The following is a 16,796-nucleotide window of genomic DNA, read 5'->3' as shown; positions in this document are numbered from 1 at the left end:
ATCACGCATGTTCCGCAAGGTGCTGGTCGCGAACCGCGGTGAGATCGCGATTCGTGCGTTCCGTGCCGGCTATGAGCTGGGCGCGCGAACCGTCGCCGTCTTCCCGCACGAGGACCGCAACTCGCTGCATCGGCTGAAGGCCGACGAGGCGTACGAGATCGGTGAGCCGGGACATCCGGTGCGGGCCTATCTCTCCGTCGAGGAGATCGTGCGTGCGGCACGCCGGGCGGGAGCGGACGCCGTGTACCCGGGCTACGGGTTCCTGTCGGAGAACCCGGACCTGGCGCGTGCCTGCGAGGAGGCCGGCATCACCTTCGTCGGCCCGACCGCGGCGATCCTCGAACTGACCGGGAACAAGGCCCGCGCGGTGGCCGCCGCCCGCGCGGCCGGCGTACCGGTGCTGGGCTCCTCGGCGCCCTCCACCGACGTGGACGAACTGGTCCGGGCCGCCGAGAGCATCGGCTTCCCGGTGTTCGTCAAGGCGGTCGCCGGGGGAGGCGGGCGCGGCATGCGGCGCGTCGAGGACCCCGCCCTGCTGCGCGAGTCCATCGAGGCGGCGGCGCGTGAGGCGGCGTCCGCGTTCGGCGACCCGACCGTCTTCCTGGAGAAGGCCGTCGTCGATCCGCGCCACATCGAGGTACAGATCCTCGCCGACGGGAACGGCAACGTCATCCACCTGTTCGAGCGCGACTGCTCGGTGCAGCGCCGCCACCAGAAGGTGATCGAGCTGGCGCCCGCGCCGAACCTCGACCCCGCGCTGCGCGAGCGGATCTGCGCCGACGCCGTGACGTTCGCCCGGCAGATCGGCTACCGCAACGCCGGCACCGTGGAGTTCCTGCTCGACCCCGACGGGAACCACGTCTTCATCGAGATGAACCCGCGCATCCAGGTCGAGCACACGGTGACCGAGGAGGTCACCGACGTCGACCTCGTGCAGGCACAGCTGCGGATCGCCGCCGGCGAGACGCTGACCGACCTCGGCCTCGCGCAGGAGACCGTCACCCTGCGGGGCGCCGCACTGCAGTGCCGTATCACCACCGAGGACCCGGCCAACGGGTTCCGCCCCGACACCGGCCGGATCAGCGCCTACCGCTCGCCCGGCGGCGCGGGCATCCGGCTGGACGGCGGTACCACCCACGCCGGTACGGAGATCAGCGCGCACTTCGACTCCATGCTGGTCAAGCTCACCTGCCGGGGCCGGGACTTCCAGGCCGCGATCGGGCGCGCCCGGCGTGCCGTCGCCGAGTTCCGCATTCGCGGTGTGGCCACGAACATCCCGTTCCTGCAGGCCGTGCTGGACGACCCGGACTTCCGGGCCGGACAGGTCACCACCTCGTTCATCGAGCAGCGGCCGCACCTGCTCACCGCACGCCACTCCGCCGACCGCGGCACGAAGCTGCTCACCTACCTCGCCGACGTCACGGTGAACAAGCCCCACGGCGAGCGGCCCGAGGTGATCGACCCGGCCACCAAGTTGCCGCCCCTGCCCGGGATCGAACCGCCGGCAGGGTCGCGGCAGCGGCTCGTCGAGCTCGGTCCGGAAGGTTTCGCCGGGTGGCTGCGCACCTCGCCGACGATCGGCGTCACCGACACCACCTTCCGCGACGCCCACCAGTCGCTGCTGGCCACCCGGGTCCGCACCAAGGACATGCTCGCCGTGGCCCCGGTGGTGGCCCGCACCCTGCCGCAGCTGCTGTCCCTGGAGTGCTGGGGCGGCGCCACCTACGACGTCGCGTTGCGCTTCCTCGCCGAGGACCCGTGGGAGCGGCTGGCCGCACTGCGCGAGGCCGTTCCGAACATCTGCCTGCAGATGCTGCTGCGCGGCCGCAACACCGTCGGCTACACGCCGTACCCGACCGAGGTGACCGACGCCTTCGTGCAGGAGGCCGCGACCACCGGCGTCGACATCTTCCGCATCTTCGACGCCCTCAACGACGTCGAGCAGATGCGGCCCGCCATCGACGCCGTGCGGGAGACCGGAACGGCCGTCGCCGAGGTCGCCCTGTGCTACACCTCCGACCTGTCCGACCCGTCCGAGCGGCTGTACACGCTGGACTACTACCTCCGCCTGGCCGAGCAGATCGTGGCCGCCGGCGCCCACGTCCTGGCCGTCAAGGACATGGCGGGCCTGCTGCGCGCCCCGGCCGCCGCGACCCTCGTGTCGGCGCTGCGCCGGGAGTTCGACCTGCCGGTTCACCTCCACACCCACGACACGGCGGGCGGCCAGCTCGCCACCTACCTCGCGGCGATCCAGGCGGGCGCGGACGCGGTGGACGGTGCGGTGGCGTCCATGGCGGGCACCACCTCGCAGCCGTCGCTGTCGGCGCTCGTGGCCGCGACCGACCACTCCGAGCGGCCCACCGGACTGGACCTGCAGGCCGTCGGCGACCTGGAACCGTACTGGGAGAGCGTCCGCAAGATCTACGCACCCTTCGAGGCGGGCCTGGCCTCGCCGACCGGACGCGTCTACCACCACGAGATCCCCGGCGGCCAGCTCTCCAACCTGCGCACCCAGGCGATCGCGCTGGGCCTCGGCGACCGCTTCGAGGAGATCGAGGCGATGTACGCCGCCGCTGACCGGATGCTGGGCCGGCTGGTGAAGGTCACCCCCTCGTCGAAGGTGGTCGGGGACCTCGCGCTCCATCTGGTGGGCGCCGGGGTGTCGCCGGAGGACTTCGAGGCGGCACCGAACAGGTTCGACATCCCCGACTCCGTCATCGGCTTCCTGCGCGGCGAGTTGGGCAACCCGCCCGGTGGATGGCCGGAGCCGTTCCGCACCAGGGCGCTGGAGGGCCGCCCGCAGCCCAGGCCCGCGCAGGAGCTGACCGCGGAGGACCGCAAGGGGCTGGCGAAGGACCGGAGGGCGACGCTCAACCGGCTGCTGTTCCCCGGGCCGACGCGCGAGTACGAGACACACCGTCAGACGTACGGCGACACCAGCGTGCTCGACAGCAAGCACTTCTTCTACGGGCTGCGGCCCGGCAAGGAGTACGCCGTCGATCTCGAACCCGGCGTACGCCTCCTGATAGAGCTGGAGGCCGTGGGCGAGGCGGACGAACGCGGGATGCGCACCGTGATGTCCAACCTGAACGGCCAGTTGCGGCCGATCCAGGTACGCGATGCCGCCGTGGCCGCCGACATCCCGGCGACCGAGAAGGCCGACCGCGCCAACCCCGGCCATGTCGCCGCGCCGTTCGCCGGAGTGGTGACGCTCGCGGTCGCCGAGGGCGACGAGGTGGCGGCCGGTGCCACGGTGGCGACCATCGAGGCGATGAAGATGGAAGCCGCGATCACCGCCCCGAAGTCCGGCAGGGTGGCCAGGCTGGCCATCAACCCGATCCAGCAGGTGGAGGGCGGCGACCTCCTCGTCGAGATCGCGTGAGGCGGCTGTCGGTCGGTGCCGGCCGCAGCGAGACGAAGGGGAATGCCATGGCGGAGGAGCAGGAACTCGCCGAGGGCCAGCGTCGGCACTGGCAGCACACCTATGCCGCGCACCCGGGGATGTACGGCGGGCAGCCCTCCGCACCGGCCGTCCACGCCGCCGAGGTCTTCCGCAGGGCCGGGGCGCAGCATGTGCTGGAACTCGGCACCGGGCACGGCCGCGATGCCCTGTACTTCGTCCGCGAGGGCTTCACCGTGCAGGCCACCGACTTCAGCGCCACCGGCCTGCAGCAGCTGCGGGACGCCGCCCGCGCCCAGCAGGTGGCCGAGCGCATCACCACCGCGGAGCACGACGTACGCGATCCACTGCCGCTGCCGGATGCCTCCGTGGACGCGGTCTTCGCGCACATGCTGCTGTGCATGGCTCTGTCCACCAAGGAGATCCACGCCCTGGTCGATGAGATCCGGCGCGTCCTGCGGCCGGGCGGCGTCTTCGTCTACACCGTGCGGCACACCGGCGACGCGCACTACGGCGCCGGCACCGCGCACGGTGACGACATCTACGAGCACGGCGGCTTCGCCGTGCACTTCTTCCCCCGCGAACTGGTCGACGCCCTCGCGCACGGCTGGACGCTCGAAGAGGTCCACTCCTTCGAGGAAGGCGATCTGCCCCGCCGCCTGTGGCGCGTGACCCAGACTCTGCCCCGTGCCTAAAGGGCCCGCGCGACGAGGAGGGCGACGTCGTCGTGGTCGTCGGGGTGGCGCAGGCCGTACAGCAGGAGGTCGCAGATCTCCTCGAGGGGCCGCTCGGGTTCGTCGAGGAAGTTGAGGAGGACGTTCAGGCGGTCGTCGATCGCGTGGTGCCGGGTCTCGACGAGGCCGTCGGTGTAGAGGATCAGCAGGTCGCCGGGGCCGAGGTCGGTGGTGGTGGTCTCGAACGGGACGCCGCCGACGCCGAGCGGCGCTCCGGACGGCAGCTCCAGCAGTACGGGGGCCTGGCCGGGGCGGGACAGCGCGGGCGGCATGTGTCCCGCGTTGGCGATACGGCACTGCCTGGTGCGGGGGTCGTACACGGCGTACAGGCAGGTGACGATGTAGTGCTCCAGCTCGCAGGTGATCTTGTCCAGGTGCTGGAGCACGGCGCCGGGTTCCAGGTCGAGGTCCGCGTAGGCGCAGGTGGCGGTGCGCAGCCGGCCCATGGTGGCGGCGGCGTCGATGCCGTTGCCCATGACGTCGCCGACGACCAGGGCGGTCTTGCCGTCCTCCAGGCTGATGACGTCGTACCAGTCGCCGCCGACTTCGGTGGTGGCCTGGGCGGGCTGATAGCGGGAGGCGAGTTCCAGACCGGTGTGGTGCGGCGGGTGGTCGGGCAACAGGCTGCGCTGGAGGGTGAGGGCGGTATTGCGCACGCTCTGGAACCAGCGGGCGTTGTCGATGGCGACGGCGGCGCGGCTGGCCAGCTCACAGGCCAGGACGACGTCGTCCTCGTCGAAGGGGAGCGGATTGCGGGTGCGCTTGAGGTCGAGGGCGCCGAGCACCTCGCCATGGGCGATCAACGGCGCGGCGAGGTAGGAGTGGACGCCGGCGCGGGCCAGGAGCGTGGTGGCCTCGGCGTCGCGGGCGATGCGCGGTAGATCCTGGTCGCCGACGTGGCGCACCAGGACCGGCCGGCCGGTGTGGACGCACAAGGTGACCAGGCGGTCACCGTCGTAGGCGATGAGGTCACCGGGAGGGTCGGCGGCGCCCAGCGCCACGGTGGGATGAGCCGACTTCAGGGCGAGGGCACGGAAGAACTCCGGGCCGTTGTCCAGCCTGGCCTTGCGGCGGCAGGCCAGAGCGGAGTCGAGGATGTCCACGGCGACCACGTCGGCGAGCGCGGTGCTGGCGATGTCGGCCAGTTCGCGGGCGGTCTCCTCCACCTCCAGGGTGGTGCCGACGCGCGCGGAGGCGTCGGCGATGAGGGCCAGGCGGCGCCGGGCCCGGTCGGCCTCGGCGGCCGCGCGGTGCCGTTCGGTGACATCGACGACCGAGGTCGCCGCGCCCAGCACCCGCCCGCCGGGATCCTCCAGCCGGTAGAACGACAGGGACCAGGCGTGCTCGTGGTCGGGATCGCTCCGGGGGCGGCCCACGTGGTACTGGTCGAGCAGCGGGGTGCCGGTGGTGAGCACCTGACGCAGTGCGGACTCGATGGTGTCGATGTCGGGCAGGGGGAGTGTCTCCCGCAGGTGGCGGCCGACGTGGTCCTCGGCGGGGATGCCGTCGATGCGCTCCAGCGCCGGATTGACCAGGAGATACCGCAGGTCCGGGTCCATGAGGGCCAGACCGATCGGAGACTGGTTGATCAGCCGCTCGCACAGGGCCAGATCGGTCTCGACGCGCTGGAGCAGGCTGTGGTCGGCCGCGATGCCCAGCGCGTAGACATCTCCGACATCGTCCAGCAGCCGCATGTTGCGGAACTCCGTCAGGCGGGTGCTGCCGTCCTTGTGCCGGATGGGGAAGGAGCCTGCCCAGCTCCGGCCCGTCTTCAGCACCTCTTCGAACAGCTTCACCACGGACTGGAGATGCTCGGGGTGGACGAACAGTCGCGCCGCGTACTTGCCGAGAGCCTCTTCCGACGTGTAGCCGAAGAGTTCCTCGGCCTGCGGGGTCCAGAACACGATGCGTCCGTCGACGTCGAGGACCACCGCGGCCACGCTCAGCACATCCAGCAGGCCGGTCGGCCGGGGCTGCTCGGGGCCGTACCCGTCACTGCGGGACTGGAAGGATTCGGCTTTCATCCCTGATCCTCCTCCGCCGACCGACAGGACGCACGTACGTCTGACGGCGTCGCCGCGCATCTGGCTCTGCTATCCGGACTTCCCTGCTGCCTCCGGCCCACACGCGTCGGCGATCAGCACATCCGGGAGACCGGTCCGGCCACCAGCCGCCGGGATCGTGCACATCGGGCGGACAAGCAGGACCATAGTCATGAAGAGGATGGGACCAATGGATTCTGTGCGAAAAGGTTCCGATGTGCGCACGTCCGCAGGGCCGCGCGAGCTGTTCGACGCGTCCACCGACGCGGCAGCGGTGGTGTCCGCCGACGGCATCGTGGTCGGCTGGACCCGGGGCGCCGAAGAACTCCTCGGCTATCCGGCGCCCGAGGTGGTCGGCGGCTCCGCCGCGCGGCTGCTGGCAGTGCCCGGGGATCCGGTACGGGTGACCGGCGTCGCCGAGCGGTGCCGCACCGGAATGGGGTGGAGCGGTCTCGTCCCCGTACGACGCCGCGACGGCGGCCGTATCGAGGTCGACCTGCGGGTCTCGGCATCCTTCCGCATCGGCGGCGACGAGTGCTTTCTGCTCTCGGCACGGGAGCAGAAGCCGCAATGGACGATGGGCGAGTCCGTCCTCGACGGATTCCTCACCCGCTCGCCGGTCGGCATGGCGGTGATGGACACCCAGCTGCGCTACGTGTGGCTGAACGACACCCTGGAACGCTTCGGCGGTGTGCCCCGTGAGCAGCGACTCGGGCGTCGCCTGAGCGAGCTGCTGCCCGGGCTGCAGACGGACACCCTCGAGGGACTGATGCGCAAGGTGCTGGCCACCGGGGTCCCGGTGACCGACTACGAGTACGTGGGATGGAGTTGGGCCGACCCACACCGCCAGCACGCCTACTCCACGTCCTTCTTCCCGCTCGTGGACGCCGACGGCTCCGTCACCGGGGTCTGTTACATGGTCCTGGACGTCACCGAGCGGTGGAACGCCCGCCAGTTGCTGTCGCTGGTCAACGAAGCCGGGACCAGCATCGGCAGGACCCTTGACGTGATGCGGACGGCTCAGGAGCTGGCCGACTTCGTGGTTCCCCGCTTCGCGGACTTCGTCGTCGTCGATCTCCTGGAGCCCGTTCTGAGCACCGAGGGGCACGGCGCGTGGCTGACCGATGCGGGGCCCGCACCGGCAAGGCCGGTGATGCGCCGGGCCGGTATGAGTTCGGTGCGAGAGGGCTGTCCGGAGGCCGTGGCGCGGGTCGGGGACCGAGTCGACTTCCTCCCCCCGCCGCACGACGTGAATCTGCTGGTCAGCGGTGAGCCGGTCCTCATCTCGGTCCTCGACCCGTCCGACGCCCTGTGGGTTGCCGAACAGCCCGCGAGGACGGCCAGCATCCGCGAGTTCGGGCTGCACTCCCTGATCTCCGTGCCGATGCGGGCGCGGAACACCGCCCTGGGCCTCACCACGTTCGTACGGTCGCTCAATCCCGTCTCGTTCCAGCCCGACGACGTCCTGCTGGCCGGTGAGCTGGTGGCACGGGCGGCGCTGTGCGTGGACAACGCCCGCCGCTACACCCGGGAGCACACGGCAGCGGTCACCCTGCAGCGCAGCCTGCTGCCGCACGCCCTGTCGGGCGGATCAGCGCTGGACGTGGCCTTCTACTATCTGCCGGCCGACCCGACAGGTGGGGTCGGTGGCGACTGGTTCGATGTGATCCCGCTGTCCGGCGCCCGGGTGGGCCTCGTCGTCGGCGACGTGGTCGGCCACGGCATCACCGCGGCGGCGACCATGGGCCGACTGCGCACCGCGGTGCAGACCCTCGCCGACATGGAGATGCCCCCGGACGAACTGCTGGCTCACCTGGACGACCTCGTGCTCCGGCTCAGTGAGGAGAGGACCAGCGACGAGGCGGACAACCAGAGCGCGAGCGCTTTCCTCGGGGCAACCTGCCTGTACGCCGTCTACGATCCCGCCACGAGGCGCTGCACGATGGCCCGGGCCGGGCATCCACCACCTGTCGTGGTCGCACCCGACGGGCACGTCTGCTTCCCGGAGCTCCCCGCAGGGCCTCCGCTGGGGCTGGGCGGGATGGCGTTCGAGACCACCGAGATCGAGCTCGCCGAGAACAGTCTGCTCGGTCTCTTCACCGACGGTCTCGTCCAGGGAGCCGACCGCGACATGGAACTGGGCATGTCCCGGCTCGGCGCCGTGCTCGCCCAGCCGGACCCCCACCTCGGAACGCTGTGCTCGTCCGCGGTGCAGCAGCTCGTGCCCGTTTCCCAACCCGACGATGTCGCCCTCCTGCTGGCGCGCACGCACGCGCTGGGTGCCGACCAGGTCGCCTCGTGGGACGTGCCGGTCAACCCGGCCGCCGTCGCTGACGTCCGCGCCCGCGCGACCCGCCGGGTGGAAGCCTGGGGCCTGGGGGAGCTGGCCATGACGACGGAGCTCATCGTCAGCGAGCTGGTCACCAACGCGATTCGCTATGCCGCACCGCCCATACGCCTGCGACTGCTCCGCGACTCCCGCCTGACCTGCGAGGTCGCCGACGCCAGCAGCACCGCCCCACGGCTGCGGCACGCCCGCAGCACGGACGAGGGCGGCCGTGGCCTGTTTCTGGTGGCCCAGCTCGCCCATCGCTGGGGTGCTCGGTTCTCGGCCGACGGAAAGATCATCTGGGCGGAACAGGAGATCCCGTGAGGGCGCTGCGGGTGCCGTCATGCCTCCCGCACCACGACGGCCGTCGCGGATCAGGAATATGCTCGACCGTCCAGCTGTCCATCCGGCGCCGGTCGGGAGTGCCATGGCCATCACACGTGCCGTCAGCACACCTCTCACCTTCGGACTTCTGCTCCTTGTGACAGGATGTGCCGGTGCCGACACGCTCGGCACGTCCCCGCCCCTTCCCCACCCTGCCCCGGCCCGTATGTCCTCTGCGGCGGCCCCGTCCTCTCCTTCGTCCAGTCCGCTGCCGGACACCGATCCGCGCTCCGACTCCGCCTCGCTGAGCATCCCTGCCATCGGTGTGCGGGACCTGGAGGTCGTTCCCTACGAAGGAACGACGGACGACGCGCCGGGGACGCGAATCCAGGACCGCGGCGTCGCCGCCAGCCCCTACGGTGACCAGGGCGGTGTCGGTCCCGGCGAAACGGGCAACTACCTCGTCACCGCCCACCGCCTGAGCGCGGGCGGCCCGCTGCGCGAGCTGCCCGAACTCGACAAGGGTGACACCGTGCGCGTCGCGTTGGGGAGCACCGTCTACACGTACAAGATCACCGAGACCAGGTGGACGTCCTTCCGGTCCGCGCGCTCACTCGCCGAGCAGCGCGCCGCCGTACCCGGCTCGCCCGGCGAAGTGCCCACCCAAGCCATGATCACCATATCGACGTGCGCCACCCCTGAGGACAACGCGGCGGGGAACTTCTGGCGAGACGACAGGAACAACCCCGAGCACCGCATAGACAAGATCGGCGTACTCGCGTCGGCGGAGCGGTCGGGGGGCAGCCGCTCCGCTCCGCGGGGCTACGACCGTGCGGGCTGATTGGCGATCAGAAGAGTGGTCCCCGCCTGGCGGAAGCCCAGGCGGGTGTAGATGCGGGCGACGGCATCCTCCGCGTAGGCGAGAAAGACGGTGCCCACGCCGTGGTCGCGGGCGTGGGTCGCCAGCGCCGCCGTGACGGCGGCTGCCAGTCCCTGGCGGCGAGCGGTGGGGAGGGTGCCCACGCCGCCGATCTCGGTGGTGCCGTGAGCGGGGTGGTAGTGGCCGACGGCGAGCGGGGTGCCGTCAGGGGCGAGAGCAGCGATGAGCGTTTTGTGCCCGGCGCGGATGGCGGGGCGCGTTGTTGCCAACGCGCCGTCCGCGGTCACCTCTGCGGCCGCCCTCGCCAGTTCCGCGCGGCCCGCCGAGCCCACCGAGGTGCCCGCCGCGGCGAAGGCGAGGCGGGGGAGAGCGAGGGCTGCGGGCAGAGCCGGGTCGTCGGCCGTCAGCTCGCGGATCGCGACGCCGTCCGGCAGCGGCTGCGGGCGCACTGGGGCGTGCGGGTCCAGGGCCATCAGCGGACGTTCTTGCACGGGGAGGCCGGCGGCCTCGATACAGGTGCGCAGCGTCGGTGCCGCCTCGGCGAGCCACTCGAAGGCTTCCGGCACGCCGAGTTCACGCTGCCGGGCGCGGACCCGGGCGATGTCGGCGGCGGTGACGGTCGCGGCTTCTGCGGTGGGTTGAGCGTGGCTGGGACCGCCGTAGTACGGGGTGCCTGGTTCTGTGCGCACAAACAGCCGCAGCGGTCCAAAGTCCTCGGCATCGGCGAACAGGAGCGGCACGGTGGCGTAGTACTGCTCGATACGGGCACGCAGCGCTGCAACGCTCATACGGCGCATCCCACCACGCAGCGGCCCGGTGCCGCATCCGAGAATTGCGGTCGGGCAGTGCCCCGGCACTGCTGTGCCGGGGCGAACCTGGTGCCGCCGCGGCGTGATCTACGCGTTCTTCGGTGCTGCCTGTTGCACGACGTCGAAGGACCACAGGGTGGAGTGGGTTGCCGCGGGCTGGGGGCGTTCGCCGCTGTCCGCGCCGGTGCCCTGGTGGGCTGCCTTCATGGGTCCCTCCATCCAGGCCTGGAAGGACTCCTCGTCGCGCCACCGGGTGTAGACGAGGTAGTTGTCGGTGCCTTCGACCGGCCGCAGAAGTTCGAACCACTCGAACCCGTCGGAGCTCTCCACGGCGTGGGCACGGGCGGCGAAGCGCTTCTCCAGTGTTTCCCGCTGCTCGGCGGGAACGGTCAGTACGTTGATCTTGACTACGCTCATGCTCCTCATCCTGCCCCACCGGCTGCAGGCAGACGCGGAAGGGGTGAATCCACCAGTGGGTCAGCGCTGGTACAGCCCCACGAGGGTGCCGCTGGCGAGCTGCCGCTTCTCGACGGCCTCGTGCACCTGGTCGGCGCTGGGCGCGTCGGGGAGGACGCATGGTTCTGCCAGGGCGTAGAGCCGGAAGAGGTAGTGGTGTGGGTTGTCTCCCGGCGGCGGATGCGGTCCGCCCCAGCCATGGTCGCCGTAGCCGTTGACGAGTTCGGTGCCGCCGGGCGGGTGCTGTCCGGTGCCGACGCCGTCACTGTGGGGATCGATGCCGACGACGGCCCAGTGCACGAAGGTGCCCGACGGGGCGTCGGGGTCTTCGCACAGCAGAACCAGCTCCGCCGCGTCGTCCGGCACGCCGCTCCAGGTCAGCGGAGGGGAGGCGTTGTCTCCCTCGTACGCGTAGCGGCGCGCGATGAAGGATTGGTCACTGAATGCGCTGCTCTTGAGGTCGATGCCAGCCATATGGCCCGGGGTACCCAGGCCGGGGCCGGACATGCGTGATCGTCGCGCGGGTCGGTCGGCCTGCTCACGTGAACGGCACCGAATAGGTGCGGCCCTCGACGCCCCACTCCCCGGTCGGCGGTTTCACCCCGTCGTCGATCGCCCGCAGTGTGGGCCGGCCGATATGGGCGTAGACCAACCGCCGCACCCCGTGCCGTACGGCCTGCTCGGCGACGGTGTGCACGGGTGCGTGGCCGCCGACGCCGCCTCGGAACCGTATCGGCCGGTCCCACGCGGCGGCCTCGGCGAACATCAGGACCGCCCCCGCGGCCCAGTCCGGGAACTCCCAGAATTCCGGCGCCCACACCACCCTCACTGCGCCCGCTTCGATCCGGTAGCCGTATGCAGGATGCGAGGTGTGGACCACCGGACAGCGCCGCACGCACACGTCGCCCAGTTCCAGGTCACCGGAGCACAGCCGGACGCCCCGCGCGGCTGCGCTCCGGCGCAGCGCGGCCCGCAGTTCCGACTGCTCGTCGGTGACCAGCCAGCCGTCGAGCCGCCCGGGCGGCGGTTCGGCGCCCGGCCCGCCGTCGAAGGCCACGCGGTGCCCGGCGCAGCGCAGCAGCAGACCGGCGGGCGCGAACCGCGGCGAGTTCATCGCCCCGATGCCGAGCAACGTCAGCCGCAGCCGGCGGGTCATCGGCCGGTCCGCGTGCCGGGACGCAACACGAGCGTGTCGTCGGGCTGCAGCGCCACGCTCACGCCCGCACTGATCCGGTCGAGTGTCGCGCGCAGCCATACGCGGTCCTGGCCGGCCGCGGGTTCCAGCCGCATCCGCCGGGCCTGCAGGGGCACCATGCGCAGGCCGGCCAGCCGTCCGGTGCCCGCCGCAACCGTCACGAAGTAGGCGAGGCGGAGATCGTCGCGGTACTCCTCGTAGCCGGAGATGCCTTCGTAGTCGTCGATGAAGTCGCCGCAGCCGTAGAGAATCAGCCGGTCCCGGTACACCTCCAGGGGGCGCGGGTGATGCGAGGAGTGGCCGTGGACAAGGTCCACGCCGCCGTCCACCAGGGCGTGTGCGAAGCGGACCTGGTCCCGGGGAACGTGGTAGCCCCAGTTGGAGCCCCAGTGCACGGAGACGACGGTGATGTCGCCGGTCCGCCTGGCCCTTCGTACGCGCTCGACCACGGCGTCGGCGGTGGCCTGCGAGAAGCCGGGCACGTACGCGAGACCGGGCAGGTCCGCGGTCGCCTCCCAGTCGGACGGAATGCCGCTCGACGCCGCTCCGAGGGCGAACACCAGCACGCGGCCGGCGCCGTCGAGGGGCACCACCGCGGGCGCGTACGCCTCGGCGGCGTCGCGTCCCGCGCCCGCCGTACGAAGTCCCGCATCGGCCAGCGCGTCCAGGGTCTCCGCCAGGCCGGGGCGACCGAAGTCCAGGACATGGTTGTTGGCCAGGACGCAGACGTCGGGCCGGGCAACCGCCAGGGCGGGCAGGTTGGCCGGGTGCATCCGGTAGTGGACCGCCTTGTCGTGCGCAAAGCCGGCGCAGCGTGTGATCGCCGTCTCCAGGTTGATGATGCGAACGTCCGGAGCGGCTTCGTCGAGCACTCGCAGCGCCTCGCCCCAGGGCCAGGACGCGGGGACCGGCGCGGGGATCGGGCCGTTGGCCGCCTCCGCCAGCTCGACGTAGGAGCGGGCGTCCACAACGTAGCCCTCCCGCAGCGCCGGGTCGCCGGGGTGGGCAAGGATCTGGTCGACGCCGCGCCCGAGCATCACATCGCCGCACAGGAACAGTGTCACCAGGCTGCCGCCCATGTCCCCACCGTAGGCCGCCTCGCCGCGGGCGTCGTCCGCCACCGCGCCGGTGAAATCCGCACCGCCCGGACGGGTACCCGGACCGGAGGACCGACGGCGCATCGGCCATGGGACAGGCAGCCCTGAGGAAGAAGATGATGTCCATGATCTCCCAGGTGGTCACGGTGCCCGCCGACGGCGCTTCGCTGGTGGGTGACCTGGTCGTGCCGGCACCGGCGCACGGCGTGGTGCTGTTCGCACACGGCAGCGGCAGTTCCCGCCACAGCCCGCGCAACCGCATGGTCGCCGCCGAGCTGCGCACCGCCGGACTGGCCACTCTGTTGATGGACCTGCTCACCGAGCGGGAGGACCAATATGACGCGCTGACCGCCGAGCACCGCTTCGACATCCCGCTCCTGGGACGCCGAGTGGTAGCCGCGATCGACTGGTTGGAGCAGCAACCGGACGTCAGGGCACTGCCCGTCGCCCTGTTCGGTGCCAGCACCGGCGCGGCCGCGGCCCTGGTGGCCGCCGCCGAACGACCCGACCGCGTGGTGACCGTGGTGTCGCGAGGCGGCCGGCCCGATCTGGCCGGCGACGCCCTGGGCGCCGTACAGGCGCCGGTGCTGCTCATCGTCGGCGGTGACGACCAGCAGGTGCTGCGGCTCAACCAGGAGGCGGCCCGGCGGCTGCACGCCCCGCACACCCTGCACGTGGTGCCCGGTGCCACCCATCTTTTCGAGGAGCCCGGTGCGCTCGAGCAGGTCGCCGACACGGCGCGGGAGTGGTGCACAGAGCGCCTGCGGTCCGCCCAAGAGGCCACGAAGGGGCGTTGAGCGGCGGGTGTCCGGGCCGTGGGCCGCCCCTGGGTTCGCCGGAGGCGGCCGCGGCCTCGGACCGCGGAGCCGCAACGGGCCCCTGCCTTGCCTGCGCCTGGCACCTGGCGCAGGCTGGTCGCATGGGTGCTCATGACGGCCCGACGCTCATCACCTCCGTGCAGCGGGCCTTCCGCCTGCTGGAGGCGGCGAGCGCGCACGAGAACGGCGCGCCGGCGAAGCAACTGGCACGCGAGACGGGTCTGCCCCTGGCCACCGCCTATCACCTGCTGCGGACGCTGGCGCATGACGGATACGTACGGAAGCTGGACGACGGCGGGTTCGTCCTGGGCGACAAGCTGCAGGCGCTGCAGACCGCGGGCAGCGGGCAGGCGCTGCTCAGCCGCGTCCGTCCCACGCTCGCCGCTCTGCGGGACGAGTTCGCGACCGCCACCTACCTCACCTTCTACGAGGAGGGGGAGATCCGGGTCGCCGAGATCGTCGACAGCCCGCGGGCGCCCCGCGTCGACCTCTGGGTGGGATTCCAGGACGCGGGACACGCCACCGCGCTGGGCAAGTCCGTGCTGCGAGAACTGGACGAAGAGTCGCGCAAGGAGTACCTCTCCCGGCACACCCTCGCCGACCTCACCCCACGGACGATCACCAGCCCTTCGGAACTGCTCCGGCGGCTCGACTCCTCACCCGTGGCCCCGGCCGTCACGGACCTGGAGGAGTACGCCCTCGGCACCGTGTGCGTCGCTGTGCCCGTCTACAGCGGGGACAGGATCGGCGCGCTCGGTGTCTCACTGCCGGTGGACCGGTTGTCCCGACTTCAGGAGATCCGGGCGCGGCTGCTTCCGACCGCGAGTCGAGTGACCAGGAGCCTTTCGCTCACTATCTGAAAATCGTGGCCTTGTGATGCCCGAGCCGAACCCGTTTCCTGGATGAAGTCGGACAAGTCGGGAGCGCCCCTTGTCGCTCCCTCGCACAGGTGAGGATTGCGGACGAAGCATGCGTCATGCCCGGGACCATGGTGGCGGCCACTGGCCGATGAGGCCCTTCAGGAACCGAGCATCAGCCCACCGGCACGCCGCACAGCTGGCTGCCGGTATGCCCGTACTTCCCGTGCTGATCGTCTCGGTGGCCGTGTTGGTCGCCCTCTTCTGCGGCGCAGGGATGATCTGGCTGCCGCTGCTGGTGGCCGGGCCCGCGCTGGCCGCCACCACCAACGGGCCGCGCGGCGTCCTCTGTGTCGGTCTCCTCGCCCTGGCGCTGGGCGCCGCGCTCGGAGCCCGGGAGGGTGTTCCGGGCTCCGAACTGGCGGCCGTACTGTCCGCTGTGGTGATCGTCACCCTGGCGGGTGGTCTGGCCAGCGTGCTGCGCGGACGTCGTGAGCGCGTTCTTGCGGCCGTTCGCTCGGTTGCGGAGGCCGCTCAGCATGCGCTGCTCAAACCCGTACCGGAGACTGTCGGCCCGTTCCGGGTGGCCGTGCGCTACAGCGCTGCGGCGGCGGAGGCTCGTATCGGTGGAGATCTCTACGCGCTGGTGAACACGCCGTACGGGGTCAGGCTGATCGTCGGCGATGTGCGCGGCAAGGGGCTGCCCGCCGTGAGCACCGCCGCACTGGTGCTCGGTGTCTTTCGCGAGGCCGCCTACGACGAGCCCGATCTGCTTGCCGTCGTCGACCGGATCGAGCGCAGCCTAGCGCGCAACCTCGCCCATGACGACTTCGTCACCGCCGTGGTCGCCGGATACCCGCAGACCGGGCAGCTGGAGGTGGTCAACTGTGGACACGCGCCGCCGCTGTTGGTACGCGGGTCGGGCAGTGTTGTGGCGGTGGAGCCCACCCGTCCGACGCCACCGCTCGGACTGCGTGCCCTCTCGGGCGAGGCCCCCAGCCTCCAGGTGCTGCCCTTCGCCGAGGGGGACCAGCTGCTGCTCTACACCGACGGGGTCACCGAGGCCCGCAACCATGGGCGTGAGTTCTACCCGCTGGCCGAGGGGCTTGCGCGACACGTGTGCGACGAACCGGCACGCACCCTCACCGGGCTCCATGACGAACTGCTGGCACACGTGGGCGGCCGGCTGCATGATGACGCGGCGCTGCTCCTGCTCCGCAAACCGGCCCTTGCCGAGACCGGCGAAGGGGCGGCGGACCCGGTGTCTCCCACGCTGTGTTCATCCGGGGCCCCATCGGCCCCGCTCAGCCGCGCCGATCAGGCTCCGTAGTCACGCCGCGACGAGATCGGCCCACCGAGTGACCCCGCCGGAGTGGACGGACATGCCGTGCCGGGTCGCCAGTGCGTGGACGATCTCCTCGCCCCGGCCGTGCTCGTCCGGGTCGATCTCCGCAGCCGGCTGCCCCGCCGGACACGCGGGTCCCGCGTCGGTGACTTCGATACGCAGGGTGCCGAGTCCGTCGCCCCGGGCCCAGGACAGCCGCAGCTCCGCCGGGGGCAGGGCGTGGACGATCGCGTTGGTGAGCAGTTCCGATACCACGAGGAGACAGTCCTCGACGAGCTCCGGGAAGACGTTCCAGTCTGCGAGCAGCGCCCGCACGCGTCCACGCAGGACCGAGACCGCCCCCGGGGCGTGCGGGAGCGGACAGACCATTGCGCATGCCGCCCGAGGCGATGTGTTGAGCTGTACCGCCATCTGCTCTCCTCTGTGAGCGCTGTGGGCCGGACGCCGGGCCTCAGCGCGTGCAGCCGGGCCTCGTTGCACGCTAAAGAGCGAAGCGAGGCCGGTCAACGA

Annotated in this window: 14 protein-coding genes; 7 read left to right on the top strand and 7 right to left on the bottom strand. The window is 71.4% G+C overall.

The annotated features are described in order from the left end of the window. Positions 1-7 precede the first annotated feature (7 nt). Together ACFVJQ_RS26235 and ACFVJQ_RS26230 are read left to right on the top strand one after the other, a co-directional pair. Positions 8-3,382, top strand: coding sequence for a pyruvate carboxylase (locus ACFVJQ_RS26235; RefSeq protein ID WP_385787446.1), 3,375 nt, complete (start codon positions 8-10; stop codon positions 3,380-3,382). 47 nt (positions 3,383-3,429) lie between these two features. Beyond that, the gene (locus ACFVJQ_RS26230) at positions 3,430-4,095 is read left to right on the top strand and encodes a class I SAM-dependent methyltransferase (protein WP_385787443.1); all 666 of its coding nucleotides are present in this window, start codon (positions 3,430-3,432) and stop codon (positions 4,093-4,095) included. Here ACFVJQ_RS26230 and ACFVJQ_RS26225 read toward each other — a convergent pair. Continuing rightward, the gene (locus ACFVJQ_RS26225; protein ID WP_385787440.1) at positions 4,092-6,158 is read right to left on the bottom strand and encodes a SpoIIE family protein phosphatase; all 2,067 of its coding nucleotides are present in this window, start codon (positions 6,156-6,158) and stop codon (positions 4,092-4,094) included. The two genes, ACFVJQ_RS26230 and ACFVJQ_RS26225, sit on opposite strands and share 4 nt — an antisense overlap. Positions 6,159-6,366: 208 nt before the next feature. On the opposite strand from ACFVJQ_RS26225, the gene ACFVJQ_RS26220 reads away from it, so the two are divergent. Both ACFVJQ_RS26220 and ACFVJQ_RS26215 read left to right on the top strand, forming a co-directional pair. Beyond that, positions 6,367-8,829, top strand: coding sequence for a SpoIIE family protein phosphatase (locus ACFVJQ_RS26220; RefSeq protein WP_385515565.1), 2,463 nt, complete (start codon positions 6,367-6,369; stop codon positions 8,827-8,829). A gap of 103 nt (positions 8,830-8,932) precedes the next feature. Beyond that, the gene (locus ACFVJQ_RS26215) at positions 8,933-9,670 is read left to right on the top strand and encodes a class E sortase (protein ID WP_385515566.1); all 738 of its coding nucleotides are present in this window, start codon (positions 8,933-8,935) and stop codon (positions 9,668-9,670) included. Here ACFVJQ_RS26215 and ACFVJQ_RS26210 read toward each other — a convergent pair. From ACFVJQ_RS26210 to ACFVJQ_RS26190, 5 genes are all read right to left on the bottom strand, one after another. Then, on the bottom strand, positions 9,652-10,497 hold the full coding sequence (locus tag ACFVJQ_RS26210; RefSeq protein WP_385515567.1) for a GNAT family N-acetyltransferase: 846 nt from the start codon (positions 10,495-10,497) through the stop codon (positions 9,652-9,654). The two genes, ACFVJQ_RS26215 and ACFVJQ_RS26210, sit on opposite strands and share 19 nt — an antisense overlap. A 108-nt stretch (positions 10,498-10,605) precedes the next feature. After that, a complete protein-coding gene (locus ACFVJQ_RS26205; protein ID WP_385515568.1) occupies positions 10,606-10,935 on the bottom strand; it encodes an antibiotic biosynthesis monooxygenase family protein in 330 nt (109 codons plus the stop codon). Between the two features lie 60 nt (positions 10,936-10,995). Beyond that, complete coding sequence (locus ACFVJQ_RS26200) at positions 10,996-11,448, bottom strand: YbhB/YbcL family Raf kinase inhibitor-like protein (protein WP_385269134.1); 453 nt, start codon at positions 11,446-11,448, stop codon at positions 10,996-10,998. A 64-nt stretch (positions 11,449-11,512) separates the two neighbouring features. Then, positions 11,513-12,130: a hypothetical protein gene (locus ACFVJQ_RS26195; RefSeq protein WP_385515569.1), complete on the bottom strand. Its 618-nt coding sequence runs from the start codon at positions 12,128-12,130 to the stop codon at positions 11,513-11,515. Continuing rightward, positions 12,127-13,248 carry a CapA family protein gene (locus tag ACFVJQ_RS26190; protein WP_385787585.1) on the bottom strand — a complete coding sequence of 374 codons (1,122 nt, stop codon included), beginning with the start codon at positions 13,246-13,248 and terminating at the stop codon, positions 12,127-12,129. The genes ACFVJQ_RS26195 and ACFVJQ_RS26190 overlap by 4 nt, the downstream gene beginning before the upstream one ends. A 143-nt stretch (positions 13,249-13,391) precedes the next feature. Here ACFVJQ_RS26190 and ACFVJQ_RS26185 point away from each other — a divergent pair, with 143 nt between their 5' ends. The 3 genes from ACFVJQ_RS26185 to ACFVJQ_RS26175 all read left to right on the top strand — a co-directional run bounded on the left by ACFVJQ_RS26185 (position 13,392) and on the right by ACFVJQ_RS26175 (position 16,271). Further along, positions 13,392-14,063: a dienelactone hydrolase family protein gene (locus tag ACFVJQ_RS26185; RefSeq protein WP_385515613.1), complete on the top strand. Its 672-nt coding sequence runs from the start codon at positions 13,392-13,394 to the stop codon at positions 14,061-14,063. A 122-nt stretch (positions 14,064-14,185) separates the two neighbouring features. Continuing rightward, positions 14,186-14,944, top strand: a complete 759-nt coding sequence (locus tag ACFVJQ_RS26180; protein ID WP_385787434.1) for an IclR family transcriptional regulator — start codon at positions 14,186-14,188, stop codon at positions 14,942-14,944. A 208-nt stretch (positions 14,945-15,152) separates the two neighbouring features. After that, on the top strand, positions 15,153-16,271 hold the full coding sequence (locus ACFVJQ_RS26175) for a PP2C family protein-serine/threonine phosphatase (protein ID WP_385515571.1): 1,119 nt from the start codon (positions 15,153-15,155) through the stop codon (positions 16,269-16,271). On the opposite strand, the gene ACFVJQ_RS26170 is transcribed toward ACFVJQ_RS26175, so the two are convergent. After that, the gene (locus tag ACFVJQ_RS26170) at positions 16,272-16,697 is read right to left on the bottom strand and encodes an ATP-binding protein (RefSeq protein WP_385515572.1); all 426 of its coding nucleotides are present in this window, start codon (positions 16,695-16,697) and stop codon (positions 16,272-16,274) included. Positions 16,698-16,796: the final 99 nt, after the last annotated feature.

It is taken from the genome of Streptomyces sp. NPDC127197 (genome assembly GCF_042672405.1).
GTDB lineage: Bacteria > Actinomycetota > Actinomycetes > Streptomycetales > Streptomycetaceae > Streptomyces > Streptomyces flavusporus.
Note: the sequence above shows the minus strand (reverse complement) of the source record. Positions and strands in the feature narration are given on the sequence as shown.